The organism is Flavitalea antarctica (assembly GCF_054461535.1).
Window position 1 is genome coordinate 118,540 of record NZ_JBTLQG010000005.1, and the last position, 17,204, is coordinate 135,743.

At 43.3% G+C, this 17,204-nt stretch carries 13 protein-coding genes; 3 read left to right on the forward strand and 10 right to left on the reverse strand.

Going from position 1 to position 17,204, the window contains the following annotated elements; translation table 11 throughout:
* Window positions 1–29 precede the first annotated feature (29 nt).
* Both ACX0G7_RS07450 and ACX0G7_RS07455 read right to left on the reverse strand, forming a co-directional pair.
* Window positions 30–1,970 carry an adenylate/guanylate cyclase domain-containing protein gene (locus ACX0G7_RS07450; protein ID WP_458922811.1) on the reverse strand — a complete coding sequence of 647 codons (1,941 nt, stop codon included), beginning with the start codon at window positions 1,968–1,970 and terminating at the stop codon, window positions 30–32.
* Between the two features lie 154 nt (window positions 1,971–2,124).
* Entirely contained in the window at window positions 2,125–3,882 is a 1,758-nt protein-coding gene (locus tag ACX0G7_RS07455) for a DUF4091 domain-containing protein (protein WP_458922812.1), read from the reverse strand.
* A 294-nt stretch (window positions 3,883–4,176) separates the two neighbouring features.
* Here ACX0G7_RS07455 and ACX0G7_RS07460 point away from each other — a divergent pair, with 294 nt between their 5' ends.
* Window positions 4,177–5,115: a DUF808 domain-containing protein gene (locus tag ACX0G7_RS07460; RefSeq protein WP_458922813.1), complete on the forward strand. Its 939-nt coding sequence runs from the start codon at window positions 4,177–4,179 to the stop codon at window positions 5,113–5,115.
* A 78-nt stretch (window positions 5,116–5,193) separates the two neighbouring features.
* Here ACX0G7_RS07460 and ACX0G7_RS07465 read toward each other — a convergent pair whose 3' ends face one another.
* Window positions 5,194–5,847 carry an alpha/beta hydrolase family protein gene (locus ACX0G7_RS07465; RefSeq protein ID WP_458922814.1) on the reverse strand — a complete coding sequence of 218 codons (654 nt, stop codon included), beginning with the start codon at window positions 5,845–5,847 and terminating at the stop codon, window positions 5,194–5,196.
* Between the two features lie 91 nt (window positions 5,848–5,938).
* On the opposite strand from ACX0G7_RS07465, the gene ACX0G7_RS07470 reads away from it, so the two are divergent.
* The gene (locus tag ACX0G7_RS07470) at window positions 5,939–6,637 is read left to right on the forward strand and encodes a hypothetical protein (RefSeq protein WP_458922815.1); all 699 of its coding nucleotides are present in this window, start codon (window positions 5,939–5,941) and stop codon (window positions 6,635–6,637) included.
* 216 nt (window positions 6,638–6,853) lie between these two features.
* Here the strand turns inward: ACX0G7_RS07470 and ACX0G7_RS07475 are convergent, their stop codons facing one another.
* Window positions 6,854–7,606 carry a LytR/AlgR family response regulator transcription factor gene (locus tag ACX0G7_RS07475; RefSeq protein WP_458922816.1) on the reverse strand — a complete coding sequence of 251 codons (753 nt, stop codon included), beginning with the start codon at window positions 7,604–7,606 and terminating at the stop codon, window positions 6,854–6,856.
* Between the two features lie 30 nt (window positions 7,607–7,636).
* Window positions 7,637–9,811 carry a tetratricopeptide repeat-containing sensor histidine kinase gene (locus ACX0G7_RS07480; protein ID WP_458922817.1) on the reverse strand — a complete coding sequence of 725 codons (2,175 nt, stop codon included), beginning with the start codon at window positions 9,809–9,811 and terminating at the stop codon, window positions 7,637–7,639.
* A 533-nt stretch (window positions 9,812–10,344) separates the two neighbouring features.
* Here ACX0G7_RS07480 and ACX0G7_RS07485 point away from each other — a divergent pair.
* Window positions 10,345–11,643, forward strand: a complete 1,299-nt coding sequence (locus ACX0G7_RS07485) for a vanadium-dependent haloperoxidase (protein WP_458922818.1) — start codon at window positions 10,345–10,347, stop codon at window positions 11,641–11,643.
* A gap of 403 nt (window positions 11,644–12,046) precedes the next feature.
* On the opposite strand, the gene ACX0G7_RS07490 is transcribed toward ACX0G7_RS07485, so the two are convergent.
* From ACX0G7_RS07490 to ACX0G7_RS07510, 5 genes are all read right to left on the reverse strand, one after another.
* Window positions 12,047–13,012 carry an alpha/beta hydrolase gene (locus tag ACX0G7_RS07490; RefSeq protein ID WP_458922819.1) on the reverse strand — a complete coding sequence of 322 codons (966 nt, stop codon included), beginning with the start codon at window positions 13,010–13,012 and terminating at the stop codon, window positions 12,047–12,049.
* A gap of 75 nt (window positions 13,013–13,087) precedes the next feature.
* Window positions 13,088–13,387, reverse strand: a complete 300-nt coding sequence (locus ACX0G7_RS07495; protein WP_458922820.1) for an AtuA-related protein — start codon at window positions 13,385–13,387, stop codon at window positions 13,088–13,090.
* Window positions 13,388–13,390: 3 nt separating this feature from the next.
* On the reverse strand, window positions 13,391–14,737 hold the full coding sequence (locus ACX0G7_RS07500; RefSeq protein ID WP_458922821.1) for an acyclic terpene utilization AtuA family protein: 1,347 nt from the start codon (window positions 14,735–14,737) through the stop codon (window positions 13,391–13,393).
* A 3-nt stretch (window positions 14,738–14,740) separates the two neighbouring features.
* Entirely contained in the window at window positions 14,741–16,036 is a 1,296-nt protein-coding gene (locus tag ACX0G7_RS07505; RefSeq protein ID WP_458922822.1) for a CitMHS family transporter, read from the reverse strand.
* A gap of 13 nt (window positions 16,037–16,049) precedes the next feature.
* On the reverse strand, window positions 16,050–17,078 hold the full coding sequence (locus ACX0G7_RS07510; protein WP_458922823.1) for an alpha/beta hydrolase: 1,029 nt from the start codon (window positions 17,076–17,078) through the stop codon (window positions 16,050–16,052).
* Between the last annotated feature and the right edge of the window lie 126 nt (window positions 17,079–17,204).

The following is a 17,204-nucleotide window of genomic DNA, read 5'->3' on the forward strand; positions in this document are numbered from 1 at the left end:
TGAATCTACTCCCATTCGCAGACACCCTACTAAGGAAAACCAATCCTGGATAGTAATTTTTCAAAGCGTGGATCATTTCGCAGTAAAGCAGGGACATAAGGCGCACGTTTAATAGTGAGTATATGTGCATCAAGATCTTCAAAAGCTTGTTCGAGGGATTTGAATGCCAAATCCAGATCACCGAGGTAAGCGGCAGATAATCCAAAATAAGTCCGCCCTATATATTCTGTAGCCGACCTTAATTCTAATTCATTTTTCAGCTTCCTGGCTTCTTCAAAATTTTTATCACTGGAATATGCCCAAATTAATCCATTGACAGCATGTTGGTGTCGGTTTGAGATGATCACTAAGTATTCAAACACATCTATAGCCTCTTTATAGCGTTGTAAAACAATATTACAAAGGCCGGCAACTCGGTGCGACAAAAACGAATTATTATCTAAGTCAATGCCTAGTTTAGCTATACTGAGTGCCTTTTCATATTTACCAGCCATCAAAAGCGTCCAGGCCAGGTCAGCATGGTCAATCGCGCTTAACGGCTCCAGCTTGATTGCTATTCGTCCCTGCTCTTCTGCTTCTTCGAATTTTCCTTGCACCCAACCGAGGTAGATCATACCGTATAGGGAACGTGCCTGTACATATCTTGGATTCAGTTCTATGGCCCTTTCAAAATTTGTTCGCGACTCCTCCCAATTACGTTCGAAACATATATAATAATAGCCTAACGAAAAATAAGCCTCGCCAAGAGAATTATCAAGCCTTATGGCCGTCTGTGCTACTTCTTTCGTTTCCTTCCTTACTTCCTTTCCTGAAAAGAAACCGTAAGCTGCTCCTAACGTATTTGCATCCGCATAACCCGCATAGGCCAGGGCATAGCCAGGGTCTTCTGCAATCGCCTGCTTCAGAAATTCCAAACCTTTCAGAATAGATCTCCCCCTTCTGTTTAGATGAAATCTTCCTTTCAAATACAGCTCATATGCCTCTGCATTTTGTGTAGCGGCTTTCGTAATTCTTTCACGATCTTTTTCCAATAAAGTGATTTTCATTTGCTCGGTAATTGCCAACGCAATTTCGTCCTGTATGGCAAAAATATCATCCATCTCACGATCATACCTTGCACCCCAAATATGAAATCCGTCTTTAACATTGATCAATTGTGCAGTTACCCGCAGGCGATTGCCATGTTTACGAACGCTTCCTTCCAATACTGTATTGACTCCTAATTTTTCACCGACTTCGCGCAGATCCATTTTGGCCCCCTTGAACTGAAACGATGAAGTGCGGCCAGCTACTTTTAAATCTTCTAAGTGAGTGATCGAATTTAGAATCTCTTCTGCCAGCCCATCGCCTAAATATTCCTGGTCATGTGTGGCACTCATGTCTACAAACGGCAAGACGGCAATGCTTTTTTGAGATGTTATTTTGCCTGGTGATTTTTCGCTGGGGGTTAAATCAGAGTATGCTGCTATTGTGTTTTGAATATTTACTTCGTAAATACGCATCGGCTCTTTTACATTCTTCAATAATTCCTCGCTTACAAATTTTGCCTCAATATTTTTTTTGTTGACTATTGTATTGTAAACGGCTTCTGAAATCCATATACCACCAGCGGGAGCAAGAGCCTGTAGTCTTGATGCTATGTTGACACCATCACCGAACACATCATTATTTTCAAACACGACTTCGCCCAGGTGAATGCCTATTCGCAGTTTTAAATCAGCTGTGCTATTACAGGCTTGCTGGATAGCACATGCGCAAAATACAGCATCGGTAACTGTTGAAAAACTCGCCAAAATCCCATCACCTAACTCTTTAATCCATGTTCCGTTGAATTGCTTTATAGCGGGCCGCTGCACCTGACGGTTCCTCCGCAAAAGTTCAAATGCTTTTTGTTCGTCCTGTCCCATCAAAGCGGTATATCCAACTATGTCGGTGAACATTATGGCCGCAAGTTGGCGGGTTGGCCCCATGAATGATAGATTTATTTGAAAGGTAAGAAAAATGAGAAGAGTTTATAACGATCACAATTGATCGGGCAACTCGACCACAAAAAATGGACAAAAGTGAATTTTTTGGAGAATTGAAAAATCTCATCACCGGAGCAACTTATATCTTGCGTGTTTTTTAGTAAATAAGTTTATTTACATCTGCCACCATTTTTTCCGCACTGGAAGACGATAGTTTTTTGATCTCAAAGTTCTTTAATGCAGCTTCAAGCTCATTTAATTTATTTGTCTGGTTATTCCGCTTATAATCGCTTTTCAGAATTTGTATTTTCTCGAAATCCTGGATTCCTTCTATTAACTTCTCAAAACGAATAGAACTCAGCGGACCCGGATAGATCTGGTAGGTATCACCAGCAGGCCAGGCCGTAAACCGGCTATCAGCAAGCGGGGCCTTTGTCCAGCTATTGAAGGCCCATCTTAAATATCCATCCATATCTTTAGCCGCAGTATACCAACCCAGCCACACATGTTCATCGGGAGGAGAAAAAGTAAATCCGTTTGGATAAGCTTCCACACAACATGTATACCAGGTACTTATTTTACCCTGGCCTTTTCGTTTCGCTAAAACATCCGCCGGAAACTGCAACTGAGAAGCGATACAATAATCGTCAATATCATTCTCAATCTCGGCGTGATAGTTACCCGCTAAAGCAATTTTCCAATCCTTATCAATTGACTTCAACAATGCAATTACGGATTGCATAGCTTCGAGTGGCCTTTCATCCATCGCGATTGCAGTAATGCCAAACCAGTTCTTTTCTTTTAAATGATTCGTAAAATCCTTTAGCATTACTGACCAGAACTCATTGTAAGCAGGCGTTCCTATAGCCTGCCTGAACACTGTGTCCTTCCCGGATGCTTCATCGTAGTAACGAAAGGCAATCTTCCATGGCACCATGCTGTAGCAATTAATACGACTTTTGATACCACAGCTCATCACAAAGGACACATACCTGTCAAACAAACTATAATCATATTTCCATTGGCCGTTTTTCTTTTTTGTCCATTTGATAAGGCTCGGGTAGTCATCATAGGTTTGATGTCCCCAGGGTTCATCAACAATACTTGCGGTAATATTTTTCTGCCCTGCACCGGCAAGCATGGTGTAATATCTTTTCATCCATTCAAAATGTTTGTCACTCCAGAGTTCAACCTTGTGCACACGGGCTATGGCAGCAGGATGTTGCCAAAGATCCAGTTTATATGTCCATTTATCAGCAGGTGGCAATGTTCTATCGATTACCCTGAGTGATATATTCAAAACATATTTTTTGTCGGCTTCAATGGTAATTGTTCCTGTATAGACCCCGGCCGAAGTATTGGCAGGCACCTTAAGACTGATCCAGACGGGTTGTACGGTCTTAGCAGTTAATGTTACAGTTGAAAGTTCTGTGTTAATAATTTCCGCCACCATGGAAGAGTCAAAGTCTGAGGATTTGCGGTGTCCGCATCCTCCTTTAAACTCATCAGTCATAACGTATTGAACAAATCCTGTAGTAATAGCCTCCTTACTGATAACATGTCCATGGTTATCTTTCAAATCGTTGGTACCAATTTTTATACTTTTCCTGGCCTCATTTCCCCATACGAGTAGTTGCGTATGGATCTTCTCTCCCTTCCATGCAACAGGCATCCATTTGGTACTTTGATTTATCTGCGGAGGCAGATCCTTTTCGTATCGTACACTGCCTGACGCAAAGCTTACGTTTAGATTAGCTGGTAAAGCACTCCACATTTTTTCTCTGCCGGCGGCAGAGGTAGTCCGTTTCCCGGAAACCAGGTTTGAATCCTGTGCCATGGAAAAAAAATTTATCGCCATCAATGCGAAAGAGATTGTGCACTGCGTGATAAGCTTTGGGGTGATTAATTTCTTCATGAAAAAATGATATTGTTTTACTTAACTTTCTTATCCCTTGCTGAAAACGGTTCCTTGAGGTTCAAAGATATTGTTCCGCTAACAAACTTACGCTTTCATAGCTTTGTCTAATCCGGCGGTGCAGGCGAAACTTCATTTCTCACAATCTGATCTTTTGGTGTGATTTTTTTGTCAGAAAATAACAGAAGATCGCAGCTAATATCTGTTATTATTAATTGTTCGCTAACTTGCTGCCACTCCTACCTGGAAACACATAGCAGATTAAACTTCATTTCAAATAATTATTATATAAGTATGGCTTCAGGACTTTTCGCCTTATTGGACGACATATCAGCTTTGGTAAAGGCAAGTGCGGCAAGCCTGGATGATGTACCCGCCCAGGTCGCTAAAACAACCGGCAAGGTCTCAGGTATTGTAATCGACGATACGGCCGTTACTCCCAAGTATGTTGTTGGCCTGGATCCGTCCAGGGAACTTTCTATTATATTCAACATTGCCAAGAAATCACTGATCAATAAGCTGTTCATTTTAAGCCCGGCAGCTTTACTGCTGGGCTATTTTGCACCATGGGCAATCACACCGATTTTGATGGCAGGGGGTGCATACTTATGTTTCGAAGGGTATGAAAAGCTCCATTCCATGTTTAGCAAACCACACCATGTTGAAATTAAGGACAAAGAGCTTAAGGTGATTACCCCGGAAGAACTGGAAAAGGAACGGGTAACAGGCGCTGTGCGTACAGATATTATTTTGTCAGCCGAAATTATGGCCATTGCCTACAGCCAGGTAGTCGGTCAGCCAATCCTTAATCAGATCGCTGTGATGCTGGCAGTAGCGGTTTTTATTACTGTGGCCGTGTACGGGTTTGTGGCGCTTATAGTAAAGGCCGATGATATTGGCAAACACATGGCGCAGGAAAAATTTCATCCTTTTGCCCAAAAATTTGGTCGCGGTCTCGTAAAGTTCATGCCACGATTCCTGAGTATACTTAGTGTAATAGGGACTTTCGCTATGCTATGGGTAGGTGCCGAGATCATAGCCCATGGTATCCCTTTTACAAATCATTTGTTACACGACCTGGATGATGCTTTGAAAGGAATTCCGGCTTTGGCCTGGTTTGCGAAGGTGCTGGCCTCTGCTATCGGGGGTATCGTGATTGGATTTATCATTGAAAAGATTGTTCATTTGGTGAAGAAGCTGTTTTCAAAAAAGTCTGAACCTGCTCATTCTTAACCGGGGAGTTCATGGCCAATATAAGCCAGAGGGTCTTCTCGTACCGGTCATTCTTTTTTATCTAATACAGAGTGATCATCATTTCAACGTGGTAATCCACTCCCTGGTGTGGTTAGCCAGCAGTTGAATAACATCCTGCTTACCTGCTTTAAATGCATGATTGGCCCCTTCAATTTTCACAAGTTTGGCTTGGCGCAGAGAAGAACATACTTCTTCGATCAAATTCCATGTAGCCAATTCATCTTTTGTGCCCTGCAAAAACAGCATGGGCTTTTTGACAGCTTTCAGATGCTCTGCCCTTTCTATAGAAGGCTTGCCGGGAGGATGCAAAGGGAAACCGTAAAAGACTAAACCTTGTATGTTCACATCAGGATTGGCTGCAACATACTGTGAACTCATACGACCACCGAACGATTTTCCTGCAGCAAAAACCGGTAGCCCGGGAAACAATTTATGCGCTTTAGCAATAGCTGCTTCAATGGTTTGATGAGCAACCGCAGGTGTATCTGGTCTGCCTTTTTTGTTTTCTGTAAAAGGAAAATTAAAACGCATGGTCGTAATACCTGCTTCTGCAAGTAACCGTGACAAAGTTACCATGAAGGCATGATCCATGCCTGCTCCGGCACCATGGGCAAGAGTCATAGCAAAGGAGCTTTTCGGTGGAATCATACATTCGGCCGAAACGGTGCCAACAGCAGGAGAAATTTTAAGTGTTAAAGACTTCGTTTTCATTTGCCTTTCGTTTAACTTTTAGGTAAAATTAAGAAGTAGTCGGTACAGAAGTCGAATCGGTATCAAACGTTTAAAACATCAAAAGATCATTATGTCTTCGTCAACCTTTTCCCTGCTGCGCGTCGCAATCATGAGTGCTTCATTGTTTTTATGTTCAGGTCCGCTTCGGGCTCAGGGGACGCGGTTTGAAAATTATGATCTTGAACCGGTGCTGGTCACTATGTCGGTTGTGGATATGGACGGAAAGAAAGTGGTAAGGGTGTCAAAAGATACTGCGGCGAAAGGTGCTGATCTTCCGACATTCGTTCGCCTGACTAACACCGACAATTTCAGCAACGGGAGTATTGAAGTAATGCTGCTGAGCCGGCTGCTGCCCACAGCAGACGAATTCGCGCGCGGCTTCATCGGGCTGGCTTTCCGGATTAACAAGGACAACAGCAAGTTTGAATCTATCTACATCAGGCCCACGAACGGAAGGGCGGATGATCAGCTCCGAAGAAACCATTCGACACAATATTTTTCTTATCCTGATTATAAATTCGACAGGCTGAGAAAGGAATCAGAGGGAAAATATGAATCCTATGCGGATATGGGGCTGAATGAATGGATTAAAATGAAGATCGTCGTAAAAAATGCCCAGGCGAAACTCTATCTCAACGACAGCCCACAGCCGGTCCTCATCGTGAACGACCTGAAGCTGGGTCCTGCCCATAGTGGCGCTATTGGTCTTTTTGTAGATGGAGGCACCGATGGTTTTTTTCGCGATATAAAAGTTACTAAGGAAAATTGATGCCGGTTTCCATTGCCACAGTGTTTTTTGTTAGTCCGCTGTATCTCTTCTTCGGCAGTATTTGTAATCGAAGAAACCGCAGTGGCAGGTATCTTGCTTTCAGGACAATCCATATCCTAAAATATCAGTCTATTGTAGTCCAGGACTACAGAAAAGATAAAAATTAAACCCTGCTACCGGTCCGTATTGATAACCAAACAATGATTAGAAAAAATGTCAGTGCTTTTCGGGTCGCAATTTTTTTAATAGCATTTCTTTCCTGCTTCGGCTAACATCAACGGATGAGTCATCACTCATAATAAGATAGCCCCCTTCACCCCTGATGTATTTGTTTACTTCATTCAGATTAACGATATGGGAATTGTGCACACGGAGAAAGGCGTATTCTTCGAGCATTTCTTCTATCTCCTTTAGCGTGCGCGATGCAATTATTTTCTGCTTGTTCTTTAAAAGAAAGATAGTGTAGTTACTATCTGATACGCAACTGATAATTGAATTTACATCAACCATCTGCAATCCTTCCATCGTCGGTAGCGCAATTTTCTGAATAAAAGAAGCAGGCTGATGAATTTTTTGCAAAAGAATTTCAAGTTGCTGGGGAAGCGGGTAATGCAAGCGCTGTGTAATTTTCTGTACAGCTCTTTGTAATTCCTCGCGGTCAACAGGTTTTAAAAGATAATCCAATGCACTGAAGCGTATGGCTTTGATGGCGTATTGATCGTAGCTGGTCGTAAATATGATTTCAAAATGTATTTCAGGTAATTTTTCCAGCATCTCAAAGCCATTCATTCTCGGCATTTCAATATCGAGAAAAAGAATTTGTGGCTGCTGTTCTTTTATAGCTGATAAAGCGGCTTCCCCCGAATAACAAATATCAGCCACCTTCACGGCAGGACAATAACGTTCCAACAGGGTGACCAGCGATTCGCAACAATAAGGCTCATCATCAACAATAATGGCTTTTATCATAGTGTTCAAAAACTGATGGAGGTAGTATTGTTATAATTTTGTTTCATGAAATTCCGTGATGGCCTCTCTATACCTGATTTCTATAGTAACTCTCGTTCCTGCCGCTTGTCCTTCTGCGTCTACAAGATCCTGGACCGTAACAGTCGTTTTTTCTACATCCTTATTAAGCAAGGCAAGGCGTTCAGCCGTGATCTGCATGCCCATAGACTTTTGTTTTTCTGCTGATTTGCTGTTTAATGCTTCGGCTTTTTTCCGTCCAACCCCGTTATCAGTAATATAACAACATAGCATATTAGTCTTAAGTTCGAAACCAACTTCCAGGGCACCCTGCCCTTGTTTGTTCATAAGACCGTGCCAGATAGCATTTTCAGCAAACGGTTGTAGCAGTAACGGTGGAAGGAAGATAGAAGCTGCGTCAAAATTGTTATAAAAACTTATCGTATAATCAAAAGAGTTTTTAAAGCGTAGTCTTTCCAGGTCAAGATAGAGACGGAGCATTTCCAGTTCATCTTCCATGATGATCATCGATTTATTAGAATTATTCAGCACCATACGTATCAGCCTGGAAAATTTAGTCAGATAATCAGAGGCCGCTTCCGATTCATTCTTTAATATGAACCGATTGATAGAACTAAGACAATTAAAAATGAAATGTGGGTTCATTTGTGCACGCAACGCCTGAATTTCCAGTTCCGTCGCCTTTTGTTGCAGTTCGGCTTTTGCTTTGTCGCTTTCAAGCTTCTGAATCTGTAATTCGTTTTCCGCCAGTTCGTGGCGATGTCTTTCATTTTTACTTTTGAGTGTTGTGTTTCTGAAAATAATAGTGCCAATCATTACGAAAACAACAAGGGACGCAATAAGTATTTTTTTCATCACTGATTCGTCTTTCAGTTGCTGGTTCTTTATCTGGTTGTCTTTATTTAAGAGGTTTATACGAGCCTGTTGTTGTTCCTCTTTTGATTCTACTTTATATAATGCCAGTTTTTGAATAGTCTGACGTCTAAACTTAGCATCCTCCAAACTGTCTTTCAATGTGACAAATTTTTTAAAATAAAAATAAGCACTGTCTGATTGCTGTAGTGTTTCATATACCTTCCAATGTATTTCATAAGCAAGCCATTTTACATCCTTGGTATCCAGGCGATCTGAAATTGTTAATGATCGCCTTGCACACATCAATGCCTTTGCGAGTTGCTTTAGCCCGATATAGCTTTTCCCCATATCTACCAGCGTCCACATTACTCCGTTATCATTATCACGTTTCTTAAAACTGGTTAAGGCTTTCTGTAAATAATGTAAGGCTGTGTCATATTCTTTCCGCAACATATACAATTTTCCAAGCCCCGCCAGTGAGGGTCCATCATTAGGAAGCATATTCTTTAAGGCTTGCTGGAAATAGTATATAGATGAGTCATAATTTTTCAGATCCAGGAATACATTACCCATTGATCTATAGATGTTCCATCTTATCCCCTGGCTGCGAGCTTGCATGTAGCTCTGACGAAAATAATCCAGAGCTGTTTCGTGATCACCGACTGTCCGGTAAATGTGAGCCAGCCGATACAATGACCATATGATCCCCCTGCTATCTCCAATCCTTTTTTTTTCCTTGATTCCCTGTTTTATACTCTCAAAGTATTTCTCAAAGTCCCCTTTTTCATGGTATACATAGCCAAACTGATCATTTATTTCAGCCAGCATAACCCGGTTGCCTGCTTTCCTGAAATGTACAGCGGATCTTTCAAAAGCTTTCTTCGCATTATCCGGTGTGCTCCGCTTCAGTAATGCGGTGCCCAGACCCATGAATGCATGTCCTAATCGTTCATCATCCGGTATTTTTTCATACCACGAAATTGCTTCCCTGAAATATTTTTCCATTTCACCGGAATCAAAAAAACGCCACTGGGCGAAGAGTCCAAAACGTAAACTCGCATCACCCATGCCTTTTATGTAGTTGAGGGCAGAAGCTTCCTCATCAGCCTGTCTGGCTAGCGACCATGCCGAATCAGATAGCATTGCGGTTCTTGTTTCTGCATATGAACGGGCTAATTCATTCAAACAATCCACGCGGGCACTATCGCGTAAAAAGGGTAGTGCTTTTCGTAAACTGTCAATGGGAAGTGGCGGTTTGTCAATCTGAAAAGCCTGCCCACTAACAAGAACCGGAAATAAAAATGCGCCTATTATGATAGACCTTATTTTCATTAAAAGCCTTTAAAATCAACAGTACAAACAAGAACCGAAATATCATTGTGAAGTCGTCAGGTGTACATAACCCTGTCTTTGGAGAAAAACTCAATATTTAAATTAACTAAAATCTATCTCGTTCAGGGAATACATTATCCTGGCAAAATTACATTCTTTTTGACGCCGACTAAGGTAGAATGAGCCATTGGAGGATCTGATGAACAATTTGCCGCGTTGATTGATTTAGTTCGCAGATTATATATTCTCCAGTTACATTTTGCCAGCCCCGAACTCAATTCCACAAATCTTCATCGATTTCTGCAAACTGCTAATTCCAACTGCCCTTTGGTTTATGATGATTGTAGTTTCAATATTTCGATTGCGCAATTATTGAAATAATGCCCCTTCTTGAAAGTAGCTCAGTGTCTGATTCATTCACCCTTAAAATCAATAAGTGATGTACGTTCTCTTAACCGTTTCTTTCACCATTAAAATTATTAATTATGCAACCCACATTAACTAAGATTATTAATAGCTCAAAACTGATTATTATGATCACGGTTTTAGGTTTGCTGTCTGGCTGTGTTAAAGATTTTGACCATCCACCGAAGGCTACCGAGGAAAGTGCAGATGTGGTGTATGACTGGTATAAATTGATAGCACAAATTCAGTTGATCTCAAACCCTTCACCTGTACTACAAAACTATAGAAACTTTGGTTTTGTAGGAGTAGGTTTGTACGAAGCAGTCCAACCGGGCATCAATGGAGCTGTAAGTTTATCGACCAAACTTTATCAAATGCCAGCTATGCCAACAGTGGAGCCTAACAAAGATTATTTGTGGGGCGCCAGCGCCAATGCGTACTTTCCAAGTATGTTTAAGCAGATTTTATCTGGCTTGACTAATGCTGATAAAGTCAGGATGGATTCACTTGAGAATGCCTATAACAACCGATTCAGATTAAGTACATCAGATGCGGTTGTTAACCGCTCGCAGGCCTTCGGACGTTCCATTGCCACTGCAATTTACAAATGGTCAACCACCGATAATTTCAACCTTTCAGGTGTTGGGTATACAATACCTGTTTTTCCGGGTTCCTGGGTGCCCACACCTCCTGCATTTGTTGCTCCGGTGGGGCCTTTCTTAGCGAACTCAAGACCTTTCCTGGCGTATAGCCTTACAGCCACAGCACCCCCGCTACCTTTTCCTTATTCGGAAGACCCGTCATCTCAATTCTACAAAGCGGCAAAAGAAGTTTATGATGTAGGGAAAGCATTGACGGCAGAGCAAAAAAGAATTGCCAACTGGTGGGGCGGTGGTCCTGGGGCCACAGTGCATTTTGCAGCAGGCGCACATGCTATTTCTATCGCAACACAGATATTGGAGAGCAAGAAAGCGAAGCTGGGTCAGGCCGCTCAAACTTATGCCAAAACTTCAATTGCTTTTAAAGACGGTCCTATTATCGTATGGAGAGCAAAGTTCAAGTTTAACCTGGTGCGGCCGATTACTTATATCAACCGGCTTATCGATCCAGGCTGGCAGGCTTATTTAGTCACCCCTCCCTACCCTGATTATACTTCCGGACTTGCCGGGATAATCACTCCTTTTATGCAGGTATTGAAAAGAGAGTTCGGCGACCTGCCCCTGACGGATAACACCTATGTTTGGAGGGGCGACGGTTCGCGGCAGTATGCTTCTATTAGCGCATTGGTGAGAGAAGCTGCTAATTCCAGGTTTTATGCAGGCATACACTACCAGTTTACACAGGACATTAGTGTGGAATTGGGCCAGAAATTAGGCAATAATATCGCTGACATCAACTTAGTCGCATACAGGGAAAAAGAGAAATGAGATCGCTGAAAGCAAGAAAATTCATGAATTTTGGGCAGTGAATGTAACATGCAATATACACCTGAAGCTAACCGGTATTGTTTGAATATTGGAAGCTGCTCATATTTGGCAGCTTCTTTTGCTTGAGTGCTATTTGTAAAAAAAAGATCGCTTAACCCTAAGCCTTCGGTCAACATTGCTGGTAACATAAACTCTGAAGTCATTAAGAAAAACATGTTTTTCACAACTTTATTCTCCAAATAATTTGAGGATGAACAACATTATCTTCTTTTCTATGAAGCATAAACCTATCGCCCAATTGTCGGTTTAGAATATTTATTAACATCTTTCTCCTGCGAATCTGGCAGTGGAAATTATGCTCTGTCCCACATGAAAGTCTGCTGCTGGCCCGGTGACCGGGTAATCAAGTTTCGGATTTGGCCTTGAGAAAGCGGTTAACCTCCAGCCAGTGCATGAAAGCATCAAACCAGCGATTGCTAGTTCTGTTGGGATTTCCAAGGCCGAAACCGTGTCCACCATTCTGGTAGAGGTGAAACTCAACAGGTATGCCCGCTTTGTACCAGGATTCAATTACACCGAACTGACCGCGGAAAAGAAAATCGTCAGAGGCGATAGCACTGAACATTGGAGGAGCGTTCTTCGGCACTTCCACAGGGCCCATTCCGCCATAAATCGGACCGATGAAAGCCAGTTTCATGGTCTTTGAGTGAAGTGTTGAATGCATCGTTAAACCGGCGCCGGCCGAGAAGCCTATCATGCCTATTCTGCCCGTATCAACACCCCACTCTTTGGCGCGCTTGAGAATCATGGCGTAGGCCGCCTCGGCATCTGCTAACTGGTTAGATAGATCCATTGCTGGCGGCGTCGGTGGTGTTGCGCTTTTCGAACTGTCGGAAGACGCAACCGGTGTCGGGCGGGGGCGATTCATCCAGGCCTTGAAGTCGTCGAGCGATGCGGGAGTAGGGTGCAGCCGGTACTTAAGCACAAAGGCGGCAATTCCCTGCTCGGCAAGCGCCGTTGCAACCTCCCAGCCTTCATTGCCCATCGAAAGCCACCTGAATCCGCCTCCCGGCGCCACGATCACAGCCGTGCCATTTGCCTTTCCCGGTTTAGGCAGAAAGGGAGTGAGGGTTGCAGTCGTGATATTCCGCGCCATGGGGTCACCCCATTGGCGGAACCAGGTCTCAGAAGCTGGCTGATTATCGACACCGCCCGTGCCGAGCAGAATGGCATTCGGCTCGGCAGGGGCTTTGAGTGGATAGATTGTACCATCCTGCGCCTTTGCTAGTGCGCAGAGGATAAGTAAGACGGCTAAAAGGGAAGATTTAGCCTGGCTCTTAAGTTTATGCTTCATGACGATGTGGATCATAATTAAAAGGATGATTGAGAAAGGTACAGATATTAATAGTTCCCAAATACAAATGAAATGAGATCAGGCATTTCATTATATATCCATCTCCAGCAATGCATAGCTCAATGTTTTACCGTGTGTGTCAATAGCCAGCGAAGTAGTTACGCCACCCAATAGCGCATTTTGACAGACAAACAGGAGCGAGGAAATATTAGGTAACTCATAACGGATAATCTCTCCGGACACAACCTGCCGGAGATGGTTTCTAACCCTCTCAGCGGTTACTTTTTCACAAATCATTTCATAATCAGACTCGAGGAAAGGGATAAGCGATAACGTAAGTGTATTGCCTTTATCACCTGCACGGCTATGCGCAATGTCGTAGAGTTTCATTTTTCAGGATTCAATGATTGTTACTTGCATGTCAATTTCAGTTCTCGGCATTAACGTGGAGACGATACCTACCACTTCGTTCACGAGTTTTCGCACACCACCGCCAGCCGCGGGACCATTGGTATAGAGCGCTTCCACTTCTTCTCCGATCAAAGCTGCATCTTCTGGTGTTTGTGCCTTTCCAACCAGTCTTAACCTGATCTCGTAAGGCGAAACCGGGGCTGTGCTAAAATCCGTTCGGTGAACAGAACTCACCCCAATGTAATCAACCCTGATGTCTGTAATCGGGTGATCAGAAATCACCAAACCTTCCGAAAATCTTTTTGCTACAATTTCTCCGGCAAGCTTTGCGCGTTCAAACGCAGCCTGCCCCGCATACGAGATTTCTCCTTCCCCGACATAAAAAGCCTTGTATCCTACACTGATCTTATAAGTCTCCGGTTTTGCTTTTCCATGTCCACCGGTAACCTGCACCTGGTCGTGACTGATCTCATGTAATTTTACAGATGTGAAATCAGCTATCACGTCTGGCGTAAAATATTCAGAAGGATTGATCACCTCATACAACAGTTGTTCTTTGACGGTCATAAGATTTACCACGCCTCCTGTGCCCTTTACTTTGCTGATAACTGCTGATCCGTCTTTGTTAACATCAGCAAACGGGTGCCCTAGTTTATGCAAACCTTCAACTGGCTTTTTAACTGGATCAGCAAAGTACCCACCGGTGATATGACCTGCGCATTCGAGCAGGTGCCCAATCACCGTACCCTTGCCCAACAGATCATAATCGCTGGTAGACCAACCGAATTCAAAGATCATCGGTGCCAGGAACAATGAAGGGTCGGCTATCCGGCCGGTAATAATAACACTTGCGTTAGCATGCAGTGCTTCTAAAAGTCCCTCTGCGCCCAAATACGCATTTGCAGAAATCAGTTCACCGGAATTGCCAACCGGTTCATTGGTCTCAAGGGCGATTGAAGAGGTATCAAGCTTTTCAAAAACGTCGTCACCCGTTACCGCTGCTATCCTGATTTTCAATCCCAGCTTCCGCGCTATATCGGCAACTTTCTTTGCAGCTTCCATGGGATTGGCAGCCCCCATATTGGTAATGAGCGTTACGTTATTTTTCGACAGCGCGGGTAACAACGATTCAATCCTTCTCTCCAGTAAAGGATCATAACCCTTTGTCTGATCTTTGATTTTACGTTTCTGCGCCAGAGCGATTGTTCTTTCTGCAAGGCATTCCAATACCAGGTAGTCGAGGTTGCCTTGCTCAGCAAGGATAATAGCGGGGTCTAACCGGTCGCCCGAAAAACCCGCGCCACAACCAATCCGTATCTTGTCTTTCATAAATCAAATATGTATTGAACCCGTAATAATTGCCACGATGGTCATAACGATGGTGGTTCCAAATGCCCACTTAAAAATAAATCTCTGGTGATCGCCCAGCTCCACTTCGCATAGGCCGATAAGCAAAAAGGTGGACGCGGTCAGTGGACTTAAAGGAAAGCCAACAGTCATCTGTCCCAACAACGCAGCACGGCCAATCTCCAGCGGATCAATGTTATAATTCTGCGCAGCCTGGCTCAAAACCGGCACAACACCAAAATAATACGCATCTGGTGTAAAGAGCATACTGGATGGCATACTGGTCACCGCTGTCAGTATTGGTAACAAATTGGCCTGCCCTTCCGGAATCAGCGATACCAATGTCGATGCCATCGCTTCGATCATCTTCGACCCTGTAAGAATTCCGGAAAAAATCCCTGCGGCAAAGATCATACTCGACACCAAAAAAATGTTCGCCCCATGACTCTTCATTATTTTTTGCTGATCTTTTAGTACAGGATAATTGATCAGCAGGGCAAATACACTTGCGATGACAAACAGAACTGGTGCAGGCATCCAACCTTTCATCAAAATCACAATCAATAAAACCGTCAGGACGGCATTTAGCCAGATTAACTTAGGCCTGCGAAACGATTTTTGTTCTTCGCTTAAGGATGCATGATGTTGGTAGGCAAAATCAACTACACCTAATCGTTTTCGTTCTTTTCTTCCCAGGATGTATGCAACAATCAATACCCAGGTTATGCCAGCAACGATAGCTGGCAGGTTAGGATTAAAGAGTTTATCAGCTGAGGTGTTTAATGTTGAAATCGCTCGGGCCGAGGTACCTGACCAGGGCACCAGATGCAGAGGACCAACGCTGAGAGCTACAATCCCGGCGAGCACCAGGCGACTCATCTTCAACTTATTATAAATCGGCAGAAAAGCGGAGAGGACGATCATGAACGTAGCCGTACCGTCTCCATCCAAATGCACAATCATAGTAAGAATGGCAGTACCCATCACTACCTTCAACGGATCACCTTTAACTGTTCTGACGATGAATGCTACAACAGGGTCAAACAGCCCCGCATCAAGCATAACGGCAAAATACAGTACAGCAAATACAAGCATGATCCCGGTAGGAGCTACCTGTTTGATTCCTGCCAGCATCATTTCACCGAGTTCTTTTGGATCAAGGCCCGAAAGTAATCCGAATAACACCGGTACCAATACCAACGCGGTGATCACCGAAAGCCTTTTCGTTAAAATCAGGATCAGGAATACAACAATGGTAGAGAACCCCAGGAGCGCAAGCATGTGCAGTTATTAATTAATCGAATTTTAAATACTCATTGAAGAAAGGAAGCAAGTCATTCAAAACCCGTCCGTCTGTCGTCCAGATTTTATTTCCATGATTTCCGATGTATTCTTCAGCAAAGTGATTAATTCCTAAATTCTCCAACCGCTGACTGAACATACCACACTGAACCGGAAAACGACTCGCGTCATTTCTTCCCCAGTCAAGCTTCAATGCCTTTAGTTTGCGAAGGTTCGATGCATATTTATCCACCATATACACGGGCATGTTTTGACTCCATTTCTCCATGACTTCGTCGTTTACAATTAAACTGTCTCCCTGGTATGTAAACGGCACATCACAGTAGAAAGGAGGCTTTGCAGGGTTAGGTGACCAGGCCCTGGCCACTGCTATGAGTACTTTCGGATAATATGTCTTCTTTAATTCTTCCTGCGTTTTAATCTGGCCCAGTTCTTTGAACGAATCACTGTTGGGACCAAACTCCTTTACGAATGCCAATAGACCCGGGCTCAATGCATACACGCTGCTAAACACATCCGGAAACAGCATACCGATTTTTATTGCTCCATATCCTCCCATGGAATGACCGGCTATTCCACGTCCGTCCCGGGTAGCCAGCGTTTTGAAATTCCTATCGATATATTCTACTAATTCTTTTGCCTGGAAATCAATCCAATTACCGGTAAGGGACGAGTTGCTGTAGAAACTTCCTTCGTATAATGTATAATGGCTGGCAATAACTAAAATGAATGGACGGATCTTTTGTTGGGCAATTCCCCTGTCGAGGATCATCTTCATTGATGAAGATATACTGTCGGTTCCCATAAATCCATGCAAATAATAAATTACCGGAAAACGCCTGGTCCCCTGTTCGTAACCGGGAGGAAGATAAACGGTTACATTGCGATTTTTATTTTCACCGCCAGCATTTTGCAATGTCTTCGCGTTGATCGTGAAGTTTGCCAATTTTCCCGAAGTGGCCTGGCTGAAGGATTGCTGCGTAAACAGCAAAACGTATAGAACCAAATAGTATTTATTCATGTGTGATGAAGCAGGGAATTTGATCAGAGCCGCCATGCTGATGATGAATATATGGAATAATCAAGAGATTCGATAGGCCGAATGATCGAATCGGTGTTTTTTGATCCCATGATATTCAACATGCTT